Genomic DNA, 15,605 nt, shown 5'->3' on the forward strand with positions numbered 1-15,605 from the left:
ATCGTTCATGAAACTGGAAGCTAAAATCGGTCTTTTTGTCGTTATGGCACTCGGTGCTTTGCTGTTTCTTTCAACTCAGGTCACTTCACTCGGAAAATGGGGAAGCGAGGGATATGTCATTCAAGCATATATTAATGATGCATCCGGAATTGAAAAACATACCCATGTTCTAATGAACGGAGTCACCATCGGTGATGTCGAAGAGATTACGATAGAAGGCAAACGGGTCAAATTACAGCTCATGATTGACAAAGGGGTTAAAATCCCGGTTGACTCATCGGTTATTGTCGCGCAAGAATCGTTATTGGGCTCAAAAGTCCTTAATATCACTGTGGGAGATTCAGCATCCTCAATAGCAGACGGAGGGACACTTTCTCAATCCAAGCAGTTTGCCTCATTTGATCAAACCAGTGATTCGGTCAATGCGGCGGCAAAAGAGCTCGAATCTCTGTTACGTGATTTCCATGCGATTTTGGATGATGAGCATCGTCAAGCCATTCAGGAAGCTATTATCGCATTCCGTAATGTCGGTGTTAATCTCGATGGCGTGATCGTCGAAAACAGAGATGATTTGCATGCGGCAATTGCAAATTTTAGAGCAATGGGTGCCGGATTCACTCAAACGGCCGATACGGTTAACAAAGATCTTCCGGAAATTATGGCACGGATCAATTCACTGACGGCACAGCTGGATAGCAAGCTCCCTACGGCAGTAGATAAATTTACGAATATCGAAGATAATGTCAGTACAATTTTGGCAGAAAACCGCTCAACACTTAAAACAACACTGGAGTCAGCCGGATCATTCTTCAAAAGCGGAGAAGAGGCTTTCGGTAAAGTGGATTCAATGTTGAGCAGCTTCACGACAAGTGAATTGCAAGTGGCAATGCATACCGATTACATGATGCGTGATCAGTACGGAAAAGTGTACTTAGGTGTCAATTATCTCCCGAATCCCGAAACCTATTATATGTTTGATTTAATCAGTACCGATGACTATTCGGATGCCAATAATCCTCCGAAAAAACATCAAAAAAGCGATACCCTCTATTCACTTCAATACGGTAAGCGGTTTGATAACACATTACTCCGCTTCGGGGCGATTGAATCAACAGGCGGGATAGGGGTTGATTATTTCATGAATCACGATAAGTTGAAACTCAGTGCCGAAGCGTTTGATTTCAATTCTGTCAATGATTATAGATCAGAACGGGCACACCTTAAAGCGCAAGTTCGGTATCAAATGTTGAAACATCTTGAACTTTACGGCGGATGGGATGATTTCTTGAATCCGAAGTCACAAAATATTTTCTTAGGACTAGGCTTGCGATTTATTGACAACGATTTGAAATACGTTGTCGGCGGTGCTTCTTCGATGAAGCGATAAAAAAATGGAGAATGAATGAAATATAACGTTGAATTAACTTTACAAAACAAAACCGAAGCGTACGCTTTTAATCAGGTAGCTGCACAAGCCAACGGTGCCGCATGGCTGAAATGCGGAGATACGGTTATACTCGCGACAGTCGTAATCGATGAGACCGATTTCGTCGATGAGGATTTTCTACCCCTTACGGTTCAATATATTGAAAAAAGCTACGCTGCAGGCAAGTTTCCCGGAGGATTCATCAAGCGTGAAACCAAGCCGAGCGATTTCGAGACACTTACGTCACGGATCGTCGATAGATCATTACGCCCTTTATTCCCGAAAGGATTTGCCAATCCGGTGCAAATCACAGTAATGGTACTGAGTGCCGATCGTGAAGCCGATTTGCAGGTATTGGCGCTCAATGCGGCATCAGCGGCATTATACGTTTCCGATATCGATATTTTTAACTCGGTGAGTGCGGTACGTGTCGGTAAAATTGACGGCGAGATTGTCTTCAATCCGACACTTAGTCAGCTTCAAAAAAGTACCCTCGATTTGTATCTGGCGGGAAGCAAAGAAGATATGCTGATGATCGAGATGCAGACACTCGGAAGCGATGAGGTTGAAATACTCGATATCGGAATCATTGATCCGTTGGTTGATCCGGCAATGAGCACACCGTCTGTAGCCGTTCGTAGATCAAATGCTATGAGCGAAGACGAGTTGATTCGTATTCTTGCGTCGGCACAAATTGCTTTGAGTGAAGCAAACAGCGCTTATGAAAGTGCATTTAAATCGTACGCGAAACCCCCTTTTGAATTACAAACGATCGTCAGTGAAATAAGCGGCGAGATGATTGAATATGTCCGAAGTGTGCATACGGACGATCTGAAACGGGGAATCAACCAAATGGCAAAAACGGAGCGCTCTACGGCGTTGCGCACTATTCGTAAAACGATTCTCAAAGAGAAGCCGGAGTGGAACGAACATGAACTTAAAAAAGCGATTGAATCGGTAAAACGATCTATGGTGCGTGCACAGATTTTGGATGAGAAAGTCCGTGCCGACGGCCGCGCATTGAATGAAGTACGTCCGATTAGCATCGAAACCAATGTGTTGCCGAGTGCCCATGCTTCGGCATTGTTTACCCGCGGACAGACACAGGCTTTAGTCGTATTGACGCTCGGCGGAGCCAAAGATGCACAGATGTTTGAAAATTTGACCGACAGCGGGACACAAAATGAAGGATTTATGGTTCATTACAATTTTCCGGGATTCAGTGTCGGAGAACCATCTCCGATCGGTGCTCCGCGACGCCGCGAACTTGGGCATGGTAACCTGGCAAAACGTGCTTTGGAAGGAGCATGTGTCCGTAACGGCCAAACGATCCGTTTGGTTTCCGAGGTTTTAGAATCGAACGGATCATCGTCGATGGCGACGGTGTGCGGCGGATATATGGCATTACGAGCCGGTGACATCGAGGTAGCCGATCCTATCGCAGGTGTTGCGATGGGAATGGTGCAAGAGGGCTCACGCCATGCGATTTTGACCGATATTATGGGGCTTGAAGATCATGACGGCGATCTCGATTTCAAAGTAGCGGGTTCTAAAGGCGGGATTACCGCAATGCAAATGGATATCAAACTGGGCGGCATCCATTTGGATGTTCTCAAAGAGGCTCTTTATCAAGCCAAAGAGGCACGCTCTCACATTATCGATATTATGATCAGCAGCGAAGATAAGATCGAATTGAATGAGGGGACATTGCCGAGTACCGATCTTTTCCATATCGATCCGAGTTTTATCGGCGATATTATCGGTCAGGCGGGAAAAACGATCCGTGAAATTATCGAGCGTTTTGATGTGACGATTGATATCGATAAGAAAAAAGGTTCCGTCAAACTGACCGGAAAAAATCGTGACGGTTTACGCGGAGCGCGCGACCATATCGAGGGGATCGTCAGCGGCGCGACTCCGGTTGAAAAAGTGGAATACAAAGTGGGTGATGTTGTCAAAGGTAAAGTGAAAAAAATCGTCGATTTCGGTGCCTTTATTGAACTTCCCGGCGGCGTAGACGGATTGATTCATATCTCTAAACTCTCAGACGGACATGTTTCCCGTGTAAGCGATGTTGTGAATGAAGGGGACGAATTGATGGTCGAAATCGTTGAATTCAAAGGAAATAAGATCGGGTTGGGGAGAGCTAAGTAATTTTTTAGCTCTCTAAAACTATAATTCCGTCCACAAAGTGATAAGTAGGGACACTATCCGAACGGACTTTGATTTAATTTTGGAGATTACTCATGAAAAAAGTATTTTTTCTTATGCTTGCTCTTGTTGCTTCAGTATTCGGTGCTGATGAAGCGGTAGCGGCTGTTGAAACTGCTGTTGAAGCTGCACCTGCTGTAGCTGCTGCATCTGCGGATGTTGCTAACCAAACATTGAAAGCGTATTCTATGATCGCTGCCGGTGTTGGTCTTGGTTTGGCTGCACTAGGTGGAGCAATCGGTATGGGTAGCACTGCTGCTGCAACTATCGCTGGTACAGCTCGTAACCCGGGTCTTGGCGGTAAATTGATGACTACTATGTTCATCGCTCTTGCAATGATCGAAGCACAAGTTATCTATACACTTGTTATCGCTCTTATCGCTCTTTACGCTAACCCATATTTGGCAGCGTAAGTTTCGACTTTTTCTATAGTCAGCTTCGGCTGACACCTTTTAATTACGCGGACGTGGTGGAACGGTAGACACACTACCTTGAGGTGGTAGCGCATTACGTGTGTGGGGGTTCAAATCCCCCCGTCCGCACCATCTTTTTTTTCTTCAACCCCTTATAAATCCAAATTTTTCTTCTTAATCGTTCTCTTTTTAATTGCAATTTTGTCACATTTTTGAAGTATAATGAGATATGCAAATCACAAGCAAGAAGGATTAAATATGGCCTATATTACACAATTAAAACATTTGATACAAAACGAGTTGATTCCTGATGTTGAAGAACACATTGATGATATATTCGAATCCATTGCATCCCAAAAAGATGCAACTGTCGAAGAGCGTGCGCAGCTTGAAGATATGCAGGCCCTTCGCGATGAATACAAAGATTTACTCAAAGAGCTTAACAGCGGCGATATCGATGAAGAAGAGGCCGAGCAGCTTTACACCGAATTGACGTCCATGCGTGAGGGCGAAGGGGATGAAGATGACGACTACTTCGACGAAGAGGATGAAGACGAAGACGACTACGATGAATTCGACCTTGAAGACGAAGACAACCAGTATTAATGGCGAAATATATTTTACTGGATACGGAAACGACGGGTGCCGGGGATGATGATCGAATCATTCAGTTAGGGTATATGGTTCTGGACGGCAAAAACGTTGAAGTCTATAACGAAATGTGTTCAACGGAAGTTGCCATAAGCTACGGAGCGATGGAAGTTCACGGTATTACTCCGGAAATGATTGAAGGAAAACCTTCATGCCGTGAGACATCCGCTTTTCAAAAATTATGTGAACTCAATACGTCTGATAACGTACTGATCATTCATAATGCACCGTTTGATTTGGGAATGCTTACGAAAGAAAACTTTTCGTCTCAAATGCGGCTGATCGACACACTTCGGTGTGCACGCCATCTGTTTGACGAAGAAGAGTCACATCGTCTGCAATATTTTCGTTACCGTTTAGGCTTATATAAAATCGAGCAGGATGAAGCCGAGTCTTTGGGGATTGAAGTTAAGGCGCATGATGCGATCGGTGACGTATTGGTGTTAAAACTGTTTCTTACCGAGCTAAGAAAAAGGCTTCAAGAACGCTATGAGGGGGCAAATCCTATCGACAAGATGGTCGAATTGACCAAAACCCCCGTTTTTTATACCCGGGCATTAAAATTCGGAAAATATAAAGGCAAAACACTTACCGAGATTGCGGATATGGATAAAGGATATCTAAATTGGATGCTAGGGAATATGGACAGTCTGGATGAGGATATGCGCTATTCAATTGAGCGGGTTTTAACTTCTTAAAGATTCTTAGGGGTCAGATGACTTGGGATGAATCGAGTACAAGATTATCCATATTATGTTCAAGGGCATAGGACATCAGGTCAAACAGGTCATGAATCATTTGAAATTCGCTTTTCTCATCGGTGGCAGTGATAACCGTCATATAAAAATGTTTGGAAAAGAAACGGGCCTGAACCCGTGAGAAAACATTGTTCGCTGCTTTAATACCTTGTTCTTCATTGGTACTGTCAAAGATAATGGCGCAAAAATTAGATCGGAAATAGATAATTGAATCGCTTCCTCTCAGATAGTCGCCGCAGGCAGTTAAATCCCCGCTTTCTTCTGAAATATAGGCTAAAACAACCGAATAATTGGCATGATATCGAGTAAATCGGTAGTGATAAGGATTGACCGCATTAAATAAAGTTTCTTGATAATGTAGCCGATGTTCTTGCAGAGCATCTATCATGATTTATACCTTTTGAAAATACCTATTTGGGCGCAAGACAGAATACATTGTAACATATTTTTAAACGTTAACGCTCAAAAAGTCGTTTTAGTCGATGTCGCTATTTCGCTGAGGCGATATGCAGCATCGACATGCCCGTTGCGCATTGCTTTTTTCCACCATTCCATCGCTTTATCGATATCTTTTTCGACCCCTTCGCCGTAAAAATAGATCATTCCCATGTGAAACTGCGCTTCAGGATCACGTTTGTAGGCGGCTAACGGGTAGAGAATTTCATGTGCTTTTGTATAATCTCCCGCGTCGTAGGCGGCAATCCCCGCAAAAAGGTCATCCATCGTTAAAATCCTTTTAAACTATTAACGACATTATAGCGTTGCTGAATTTTTTTAGGCTGATGGATTATAATGCGCGCTATGAACTATAATGAGCTGTCCGGAAAATCGATTTTACTGTTGGGGAAAACCCGCGCATTAAACGCGGAGGAATTTGATACCCTATTGAAATTGCATAAAATCGAACGTGCGGAACACTGCAATCATGATGTTGCCCTTATTATCGAAGGGCGTATGATGAACCCTTATGAACAGGAAGAATTGGCACATCTGTATGAAACGCAACAGATCCCTATCGTCGAACTGTCCACTATTGAAGAATGGCTCTGCCGAAGTATTGAGCCTAATCGGTTGCTGATGAGTCTTAAACTTTCCCGAAATCAGGAACGGCTTGTTGATTTTTTGCAAAACCCCTATATTTCGGATACATTGTTTTTCAAACTGCTTAAACTCTACGATTGGCAGAATGAAGGATTATTTGATAATGACATGAACCGTGATGTGACTGCATCGATTATCGGACGTTTTTATGAAGATTTGGACCGAAATCATAATGTTCAGTATGCGATGAGCGGGCTGGCACATCTGATCGAACGCTACGGAAATGCGGATTTGATCGACGCAATTGCAGACATCTCTCCTATATCACGTGAATTAAAAAATCCATCCGATCGGTCATTAACCGGAATTTTGGATGCAATGGCACTTCACAGTGACACCTCTGAGCCGATTTTGCGTTTGTTGATGAGCGGGCGGGCCAAACTTTTAGCACATCGGGAACCGTTAGGACTTGAAAATGAATTGCTGATGTTGGGGGATGAAGAGGTAAATACAATTCTTTCGCAAAATAGGACGCTCTCAAAAGAGGGTGCGGATGTTCTTGAAGCTTCCCACCCTCATCTTATCGCGTCCAATACGGTACTATGCGACACCCGATTTGATCGATTAATCGGTAAATATGCTTCTTATCTTGCTTCCAACCCCTCTTTATCTCCGGCAATGCAGCAGCGTCTTTTTGAATCAAAAGATGGGAATGTCTTGGACGTACTTGCTTCCAATCCAATAATTCAGCGTGAGATTTTGGATCGGCTTTTTGAATCAGGAAGATTCAGTATGCAGTTGGCAAAGAACAGCGCACTTTCGCAGGAAAACATCAAAATACTCTTTTTAAGAGGAGAGAGCGAAGTTTTATCGGCGCTCGCCGCTAATGTCTCCACTCCGATTGAGATACTCTATCAACTCTCTTTGGACCAGCGATTTGAGCGGAGGGTTAAAACCAATCCGGCTTTCGGCAAATATATACAAACCCACAACATAGGATGGAGCTGATGCGAACCAAAGATACGATAGAGACGATGCGATCGTTGATTGATTCGAAGATACCGACCTTTTTATGGGGAGCACCCGGAATCGGGAAATCGTCCATCATCAAACAAATCGCTCATGAAAACGGCATCGAATGTATCGATCTGCGTCTGTCGTTGATGGATCCGACCGATCTAAAAGGGATACCGTTTTACGAGAGAGACACTCACAGTGCGTTATGGGCCCCACCGTCGTTTCTTCCTCGGGATGGGAGAGGGATCCTTTTTCTCGACGAGCTCAACTCAGCCGCCCCTGCGGTACAGGCATCGGCTTATCAGCTGATTTTAGATCGTAAAGTGGGGGAGTATACTCTGCCTGAGGGGTGGGCGATTGTCGCTGCGGGCAACCGTGAAGGGGATCGCGGGGTCGTCTACCGTCTTCCCTCTCCGCTGGCAAACCGTTTTGTTCATATCGAGATGGAAGTGAATGCCGCCGATTGGCGTGATTGGGCACTAAGCCGAGGGATCGATGAGAGAGTCGTCGCCTACATCGGATTTAAAAACAGCGCATTGTTCGGATTTGATCCGCTGAAAAATGAGCGGAGTTTTGCAACGCCGCGCAGCTGGGAAGCGGTGCATACGATTGTAAACAGCTCATTATCCAAAACGTTGTGGCTGGAAGCAATTGGCGGTGCGGTAGGTGAAGATGCCGCTGTAGATTTTTTAGGTTTTTGTCAGGTTATGGATAAGCTTCCGGATGTGGATGCGATTTTAAAAGGCGAAGATGCGGAGGTGAGCGAGGATCTCTCCACCCTCTACGCTCTCTCATCAGCACTGGTATCGCGGGTTTTGGTATCCTCCTCGGATGAGGCGCTCTCCAATCTGTTGCGCTATAGTTTGAAACTCAAAAACGAGTTTGCGGTGATGATTATTCAAGACCTTCAGCGTCAAGGGGTCGCGATGGAGCATCTCGATGCGTTCGGCGAATGGGTTGAGGCATACGCTTATTTATTATGATCGATTTTTCTCCTCTTAAAGCCAAACTTCTCCTCGAATACCCGTTTTTCGGGACGATTGCTTCGGGGATGGAGATGGTACTCAATGACAACATTGAAAGCTTTGCCGTGCGGGATAACACGATCGAGTACCGTGAAGGCTATATTGAGCCTCTGAGCAGTAACGAGCGTTTGTTTATTTTGTGTAACGGCGCATTGCATGAAGCGCTATCCCATACGCTGCGGCGCGGAAACCGGAGTCCGTGGCTGTGGTCAATGGCGTGCGATTATGCAATCAATGCGCTCCTCATCGACAACGGTTTTACCCCTCCAGCTAAAATAACCTACGACAAGCGGTTTGGAAATCTCAGTGCCGAAGAGATTTATGCTGAGCTTGCAATGGAGTTTTTGGATCAGGAACAAAATGACCGGGACTCGGATGATCGGCGCGACGGCGAGAGTGCCGATGAAAAACTCTCGCGTGCCCAGCGTGAACGTCGTACACGCGAAGCGATGGAAAAAGACGATCCCCTCTGTGAAGCATTTACGCGTCAATTCGGGATACATTCAAAAAGTCGGATCGACTGGAGAAGCGAATTACGCGATTGTATCGGCGGGCATTACATCAGCGATTACACCCTTGTTCCGCCATCAAAAAAGCTTCTTTATGAGGGGATATATCTGCCGGGATCGTCGTCCCGTCATTTGGAACTCGCCATTGCGATCGACAGCTCGGGATCGGTGGATGAGGTACTGCTCTCATGCTTTATCGCCGAGGTAGAGTCGATTATGGAGACGTTCGGCTCGTACACTATCGATCTTCTGGTGTGTGATGATCGGATCCGAAGCCATACACGGTTTGAAAACGGTGAACATATCGAGTATGTTTTGAACGGAGGAGGGGGGACCGATTTTAGGGCGGTATTCGAACTCATAGAGTCGTGGATGCAGCGTCCGAAAGTTCTTTTGTATTTTACCGATCTGGATGGTAAATTTCCCCTCTATGAACCGCCGTACGAGGTTCTTTGGATAGCACCCCAACTGGCAGATGTGCCGTTTGGACGAGTGGTCGTACTAAAGGATGAAAATGGTTGAAAACGCGTTAAAGATTTTAGAAACGTCCAACCTCTTCATTACCGGCGGTGCGGGGTCGGGTAAAACGACGTTGACCCGCGCACTGATCGACGATGCGGTCCAAAAGGGAAAATCGGTAGCCCGTCTTGCTTCGACGGGGATGGCGGCGACACTCATCGGGGGGCAGACACTTCACAGCTTTTTTGATTTGGGGATTGCGAACTCTCAGCAGGAACTTGAGCGTAACGGAAAACTAGAGCCTGCTAAAAAAATCATCAAACTGATCCGATCCATGCAGATCATCGTCATCGATGAGATTTCGATGGTAGGTGCGCAACTCCTGGATATGATCCGTCTGCGATTGCTGCAGGCGGAATTTAGCGGACGGCTTATCGTCGTGGGGGACTTTTTACAGCTCCCCCCTGTGACGAGGGGAATCGAGCCGATCTACTTTGCGTTTGAATCTCCGAGCTGGGAGCGTTTCGGTTTTGAGACGATCCATTTGGAAGGGTCATACCGTACCCATGAGGCGGAGTTTTTGAGCCTTTTGGAACAGGTGCGTCATGCACGCATCGATGAAGCGGCGATCAATGCACTGGATGAATTGGTGAAACCGCTGAGTGAAGATATGAGTTCGGTTACGTTGTTGTTCGGCAAAAATATCAGTGCCCAGAACCACAACCGTTCCCAGTTGGAACATTTGCACGGTGATATCGTCGAACTCTCCACCTATGTGACGATTCATGATAAGAAGATGCAGGAGCGCGATATCGAGCGGTTTATGGTTGAGAGCCGCATTGAACCCGCATTGGCATTAAAAGTGGGTGCCCCGATCCTCTTTACCCGCAACGCATGGAATTACTATAACGGTGAGCGGGGAATGATCACCTCCATCGAGGAGGATGTCATCTGGGTGAAAAAATCTGACGGAGTGAGTGTCAAAGTGGAGCGGGTCGACACGATTAAAACACGGTGGGTTGAAAAAGGGAATACGGCTAGCGAAGAGAAACTCATCAGCCTCAGCCAGTTTCCGATCACGTTAGCCTTTGCTATCACGATCCACAAATCGCAGGGGATGAGCTTAGCCGATTATGTGATCGAGACCAATGAGATCTTTGCCCCCTCGCAGTTTTATGTGGCACTATCACGCTCCGTATCGGCACACCGTGTTACACTGATCCGTCCGAATCGCGGATGGGAAAAGCTCTGTTTTGTTCATCCGAAAGCGAAACGATTTAGCGATTCGGTATAAAAATCATTTTTTGGAAAACTTTTTTTTATTAATCGTGATGAAGTGCATAAAAGCGACATAAAGATATGCAAATAAATTCCACCACCACCATTGGAACAGTGTTGCCCATTCCACTTCATAGTGGCCTAATATTTTGAAAATACAAAAATAGATGATGACCCAAAAAAGTCCGGCGTGTATCATCATCCAATAATTTAACCAATGAAGCTTCAATGACAACCCTTAATAAAGAGCGGAGAGTATAATGGGAAAGAAATTAACTTTTGCTTTTATCAAACGCTGCACCTACAATCAGGCGATAGGAGAACATCACGCTAAATACCGCTGATAGTAGCGCCACAGCGACCATCATGTACATGACGGCGAGCTGATAGGAGATCGCTTTGAGCGGATCGGCGCCGGCGAGGAGCATCCCCGTCGTAATCCCGGGAATATGGATGATCCCGACCGTTTGGAGCATATTGAGTGTCGGGATCATCGAGGCTTTAACGGAGGCTTTTGAAGCAAATGATAGAGCCTCTTTTAGAGGTGCACCCAGTGCGACCATCCCCTCGATCGTCTCAATCGTATTTTTTACCTCGGCACGAAACCGCTCGATACTCTGAGAATAGACATTCAATGCATTGCCGATAATCATCCCCCCGATCGGGATCATCTCATGAGGCACTATATGAATAACGCCGAACGCCATCATTGATAAAAAGACGATCCCTGAAGAGGCCCCGAGGCTAAAGAGAGCAATTTTGAAACTGTGTTCGCCCAGAGGTGCACGCTTTTTGGCGGTATAGGCTCCGAACGTCACCATCCCCAAAAGGACAAAAAAGAGCAGAGCGGGGTGTTGCATCTGAAAAAGATAGACGAGGGCATAGCCGAGAAGTCCTAATTGCACCATGGCGAGGATCGAATTGGTAAGGATCATTTTTTCCAGACCGAACTGTTCGCGACGTGAGTACCAAAGGGCAAAGACGATGAGAAGGTAGGAGGCTAAAAAAGAGTATTGCATAGAGAAAGGATAGAGTATTTTTGATTAATAAAAAGAGTAAGCTAAAATCTGCCTCGAAGAGGCAAGCTTTTGCCTGCACTACGCTAGGCTTTTCGCTTCGCTACATGTGCCATAGCGGCGAGCGTAGCTACAGGGGGTCACGTGCCCTAAAGGGTATTGCTCCTGTAGCGTTCAAATTAAAGTGTCTCTGCGTGTGCAGAAAGATATTCAGCAACACCTTCTGTGCTTGCTTTCATACCGGCGTCACCTTTTGCCCAACCTGCAGGACAAACTTCACCATGCTCATTCGTGAACAACATCGCATCGATCATACGAAGCATTTCATCGATGTTGCGTCCAAGCGGAAGGTCGTTGATTACCGCGTGACGGATTGTTCCGTCTTTATCAAGCAAGAACGAACCGCGAAGTGCTACAGAATCACCGAGCAATACATCATAATCGCGTGAGATTTGTTTGTTCAAATCTGCTACGAGCGGGTAGCGAACTTGACCGATACCACCCTCTTTTACCGGAGTGTTTTTCCATGCGAAGTGGCTGAATTGTGAGTCAACCGATACACCGATAACATTGATACCGCGCGCAGTAAATTCTTCCAAACGGTGATCGAATGCGATAATCTCAGACGGACAAACGAATGTAAAATCCAACGGATAGAAAAACAAGACGGCACCTTTTTCACCGAGGTTTTCATAAAGATTGAAATTATCAACGATCTGGTTGTTTCCAAGAACGGTTGTAGCGGTAAAATCCGGGGCTTTTTTGGTTACGAGCATTTTATTTCCTTGTGTGGTTTGTGTGTAATATAGGGAAATTGTAACACATGAACATTAATTCAAATAAATCGGAAGAAAGTAACCAGATTTTCTAAAGGAAAATTTTTATTATTTAGAATAGGTATTACAGCCTCATATACATCCTTTCGATATAATCGTGAAATGATTACATTTAAAACCCTATTTGGCATGATGCTACGCTATAAACGCTCTTTATTTTGGGGAAATGTTATTGCGATCATAGCAACATTGGTCTCCATACCGATTCCGTTACTGATCCCGCTAATGGTAGATGAGGTTCTTTTAGAAAAAGGGGGAACGGTTACCGGTGTAATCGATCAGTTAAGCTCGGCACATGATCCTCTGATCTATATCGGGATCGTTCTGGCGGTGACGATCACTCTTCGATTTTTATTTTTTATTTTGAGTGTTGTCTCTCAAAAGTTTTTTATCACTCTTTCCCAAGAACTCAGTTTTACCATCCGCGTCCGTGCACTGGAACATCTAAAACATGTTTCGATGAGTTCATACGAGCGTCTGGGAAGCGGTAAAGTCATTACCCATCTCATCACCGATATCGATACGATTGAGCAGTTTTTGGGGAGTGCCCTTTCAAAACTCATCGTCTCTGTCGCAACCTTGATCGGTGTTGCGGTCGTTTTGATCTGGATAAATCCCCTTTTCGGAATCCTCATTCTCATTTTTCAGCCGCTCATTATGCTGGTGACCCGTAAAATATCGGGCAGAGTGGGGATGCTAAAAAAAGAGCAGAACCGTACTATAGGGGAGCTTTCCGATACGCTGACCCAGATGTGTGATCTTTTTGGGCAGATCCGGGCAAGCAACAAGGAAGAGCGTTTTATCGACAACGCAATCGATCACTCCAAACGGCTGAGACAAAGTGCCAGTGAATACGGTATAAAAGCGCTGATGGGTGAGCGGTATTCATATACCCTGTTTCTCAGCGGATTCGAAATCTTCCGTGCGCTTGGTCTTGTGATGGTTCTATATTCGCATCTCTCTATCGGTCTGATGTTCGGGATTTTCGGCTATTTGTGGTTTATGATGACCCCTGTGCAGGATTTACTTTCGCTGCAATACAGCTTTGCCAATGCCAAAAATGCCCTTCAGCGATTGAATGAGTTGTTGTCTCTTCCGACCGAACCGACGGCTAATGTCTCTGCACAATCCATATCGGCGTCTGGGCCCCTTTCGATCCATACAGAAAATCTGGTATTTGGATACGATGAGAAAGAGCCGGTATTGCGGGGGGTGAATCTCGATATACATGCCGGAAGTACCGTTGCGATTATTGGAGCAAGCGGAAGCGGAAAAAGTACCTTGTCGCAACTGTTAGTTGGATTTTATCCACCTACCTCAGGCGATATCTTTTATAATGGTGTCAGTGTACGTGATATCGGTTTTCCGAATGTACGCGACGCCGTTTTTGTCGTGCTGCAGCAGCCGCTGATGTTTAACGATACCCTTCGATTCAACTTGACGATGGGGGATGAGATCAGAGATGATGAGATTCAAAAAGCATTGGAGATAGCACAGCTTTCGGAGTTTGTGTCGACGTTGCCGGATGGGTTAAACACTCAGGTCGGAAAATTCGGCATCCGATTGTCCGGCGGACAACGCCAGCGTCTCTCTATTGCACGGATGGTATTGGCCAAGCCCAAAGCGGTCATTTTTGACGAATCCACTTCAGCCCTCGACGTGCATACGGAGAGCAAACTTTTTGAAGCATTGGAAGCATTTTTGAAAGATAAAACGGTGATAATCATTGCCCATCGGCTGAGTACGGTGACACGCGCCGATTACATCTATGTGTTGGAAAACGGTATTATTCTCGAAGAGGGGACTCGTGATGTTTTGGAAGCCATCGACGGCAGTTACAAGCGATTTATAAATTCTCAGCACGGATAAGGAAGCGCAATGCAGCAAAATAATTTTTTACGTTGGATGAGTTTTGGTATATTTGTTCTCATTCTATGGCTTTTTTCCCCATTCTTGAAGAGCTTTTTTGTAGCACTCTTATTGGCTATGGCGGTTTCACCGCTGTACAGATCGATTAAATCCCGTATAGATCGCTATCCTGCACTCGTTTCCGTCGCTTCACTTGTTTCCGCGTCGATTGTCAGTATCGGTCTTTCATTGATAATCTTTTTACCGATAGCCATTTTTTTGTATCAGATACTTGATAATCCTGCCAAAACTCTTGATATGATCCGTATGATCGGGAATAAGATTGATTCCCCTTATTTGAATCTTCCCACATTTTTGCAATGGCTTAGCGATCCCCTTTATAACCTCTTGACACAGATCCGAAACCACAAGGATGAAATCATCGCTTTTCTCGCGGGATGGTTCGGAAGCGGAATCAAAACATTTGCCTCCATGTTGGGTGAGATGGCGATGATCGTCATTTTTTTCTTCTTTCTGACATGGTACGGCCGGCGCCTTTTATTGTTTCTGCTCCCCATTATTCCGTTGCCGCGTTCGATTAAGAGGGATTTTTTGGATGAGATGACGATCATGAGTGCCGTTGTGTTTTATACTTTGGTCGGTGTTATGATCGCACAAGGGCTTGCATTCGGAATATTTATCGCATTTTTTGAGGGGTATAACCCTTTGCTTCTGGGTTTTTTAACCGGGATTTCGGCGATTATTCCCGTCGTCGGAACCGCGTTGGTTTGGATTCCGGTTGCGGTACATGAATATATGTCGGGAAACATCGTAAACGCATTTATAATTTCTCTCTATTCCTGGGCCATGATGGCTTTTTTCATCGATAATATTGTCAAATTGGTAATTTTGAATTTTGTAAACCGCTCTTTGAGTATCGGAAAACGGAGAATAAACGAGTTTGTGATCTTTTTTGCGATTGTAGGTGGATTGGCGACATTCGGATTCTGGGGATTTATTTTGGGACCGGCGATCGTTGCTTTTGCGATGACAACGCTTAGGACATTGCGTAAAACAAACCGTGTTCTTCTCCCCTGAGGAGGAGAAAAGGAAGCGG

15 protein-coding genes and 1 tRNA gene are annotated in these 15,605 nt (G+C 45.3%); 12 read left to right on the forward strand and 4 right to left on the reverse strand.

Going from position 1 to position 15,605, the window contains the following annotated elements; genetic code table 11:
* The first annotated feature begins 7 nt into the window (after positions 1 to 7).
* From SULKU_RS14190 to SULKU_RS01735, 6 genes are all read left to right on the forward strand, one after another.
* On the forward strand, positions 8 to 1,387 hold the full coding sequence (locus tag SULKU_RS14190; protein ID WP_013459200.1) for an MlaD family protein: 1,380 nt from the start codon (positions 8 to 10) through the stop codon (positions 1,385 to 1,387).
* A 15-nt stretch (positions 1,388 to 1,402) separates the two neighbouring features.
* Positions 1,403 to 3,580 (forward strand): polyribonucleotide nucleotidyltransferase, encoded by a 2,178-nt coding sequence (locus SULKU_RS01715; RefSeq protein ID WP_013459201.1) that lies wholly within the window; start codon positions 1,403 to 1,405, stop codon positions 3,578 to 3,580.
* A 92-nt stretch (positions 3,581 to 3,672) separates the two neighbouring features.
* Positions 3,673 to 4,050, forward strand: a complete 378-nt coding sequence (locus SULKU_RS01720) for a F0F1 ATP synthase subunit C (protein WP_013459202.1) — start codon at positions 3,673 to 3,675, stop codon at positions 4,048 to 4,050.
* 47 nt (positions 4,051 to 4,097) lie between these two features.
* Positions 4,098 to 4,182, forward strand: a tRNA-Leu gene (locus SULKU_RS01725).
* Positions 4,183 to 4,308: 126 nt separating this feature from the next.
* Positions 4,309 to 4,656: a hypothetical protein gene (locus tag SULKU_RS01730; RefSeq protein ID WP_013459203.1), complete on the forward strand. Its 348-nt coding sequence runs from the start codon at positions 4,309 to 4,311 to the stop codon at positions 4,654 to 4,656.
* On the forward strand, positions 4,656 to 5,399 hold the full coding sequence (locus tag SULKU_RS01735; protein ID WP_013459204.1) for a 3'-5' exonuclease: 744 nt from the start codon (positions 4,656 to 4,658) through the stop codon (positions 5,397 to 5,399). Before SULKU_RS01730 ends, SULKU_RS01735 begins: the two co-directional genes overlap by 1 nt.
* 13 nt (positions 5,400 to 5,412) lie before the next feature.
* Here SULKU_RS01735 and SULKU_RS01740 read toward each other — a convergent pair whose 3' ends face one another.
* Positions 5,413 to 5,847, reverse strand: coding sequence for a hypothetical protein (locus SULKU_RS01740; RefSeq protein WP_013459205.1), 435 nt, complete (start codon positions 5,845 to 5,847; stop codon positions 5,413 to 5,415).
* A gap of 74 nt (positions 5,848 to 5,921) precedes the next feature.
* A complete protein-coding gene (locus SULKU_RS01745) occupies positions 5,922 to 6,182 on the reverse strand; it encodes a tetratricopeptide repeat protein (RefSeq protein ID WP_013459206.1) in 261 nt (86 codons plus the stop codon).
* Positions 6,183 to 6,260: 78 nt separating this feature from the next.
* Between SULKU_RS01745 and SULKU_RS01750 the strand changes: the two genes are divergently transcribed.
* Genes SULKU_RS01750 through SULKU_RS01765 form a run of 4 tightly spaced genes read left to right on the forward strand, consistent with a single transcriptional unit; the run spans position 6,261 to position 10,804 of the window.
* Entirely contained in the window at positions 6,261 to 7,508 is a 1,248-nt protein-coding gene (locus SULKU_RS01750) for a hypothetical protein (protein WP_151174217.1), read from the forward strand.
* Entirely contained in the window at positions 7,508 to 8,500 is a 993-nt protein-coding gene (locus tag SULKU_RS01755; RefSeq protein WP_013459208.1) for an AAA family ATPase, read from the forward strand. The genes SULKU_RS01750 and SULKU_RS01755 overlap by 1 nt, the downstream gene beginning before the upstream one ends.
* Entirely contained in the window at positions 8,497 to 9,573 is a 1,077-nt protein-coding gene (locus SULKU_RS01760) for a vWA domain-containing protein (protein WP_013459209.1), read from the forward strand. Before SULKU_RS01755 ends, SULKU_RS01760 begins: the two co-directional genes overlap by 4 nt.
* Positions 9,566 to 10,804 (forward strand): ATP-dependent DNA helicase, encoded by a 1,239-nt coding sequence (locus tag SULKU_RS01765; protein ID WP_013459210.1) that lies wholly within the window; start codon positions 9,566 to 9,568, stop codon positions 10,802 to 10,804. Before SULKU_RS01760 ends, SULKU_RS01765 begins: the two co-directional genes overlap by 8 nt.
* 256 nt (positions 10,805 to 11,060) lie before the next feature.
* Here the strand turns inward: SULKU_RS01765 and SULKU_RS01775 are convergent, their stop codons facing one another.
* Positions 11,061 to 11,807: an ABC transporter permease gene (locus SULKU_RS01775; RefSeq protein WP_013459211.1), complete on the reverse strand. Its 747-nt coding sequence runs from the start codon at positions 11,805 to 11,807 to the stop codon at positions 11,061 to 11,063.
* Between the two features lie 176 nt (positions 11,808 to 11,983).
* Entirely contained in the window at positions 11,984 to 12,580 is a 597-nt protein-coding gene (locus SULKU_RS01780) for a peroxiredoxin (RefSeq protein WP_013459212.1), read from the reverse strand.
* Positions 12,581 to 12,742: 162 nt separating this feature from the next.
* Between SULKU_RS01780 and SULKU_RS01785 the strand changes: the two genes are divergently transcribed.
* Together SULKU_RS01785 and SULKU_RS01790 are read left to right on the forward strand one after the other, a co-directional pair.
* Positions 12,743 to 14,509 carry an ABC transporter ATP-binding protein gene (locus tag SULKU_RS01785; protein ID WP_013459213.1) on the forward strand — a complete coding sequence of 589 codons (1,767 nt, stop codon included), beginning with the start codon at positions 12,743 to 12,745 and terminating at the stop codon, positions 14,507 to 14,509.
* A 9-nt stretch (positions 14,510 to 14,518) separates the two neighbouring features.
* The gene (locus SULKU_RS01790; protein ID WP_013459214.1) at positions 14,519 to 15,586 is read left to right on the forward strand and encodes an AI-2E family transporter; all 1,068 of its coding nucleotides are present in this window, start codon (positions 14,519 to 14,521) and stop codon (positions 15,584 to 15,586) included.
* The last annotated feature ends 19 nt before the right edge of the window (positions 15,587 to 15,605 follow it).

The organism is Sulfuricurvum kujiense DSM 16994, from assembly GCF_000183725.1.
In the GTDB taxonomy this organism is placed as follows: domain Bacteria; phylum Campylobacterota; class Campylobacteria; order Campylobacterales; family Sulfurimonadaceae; genus Sulfuricurvum; species Sulfuricurvum kujiense.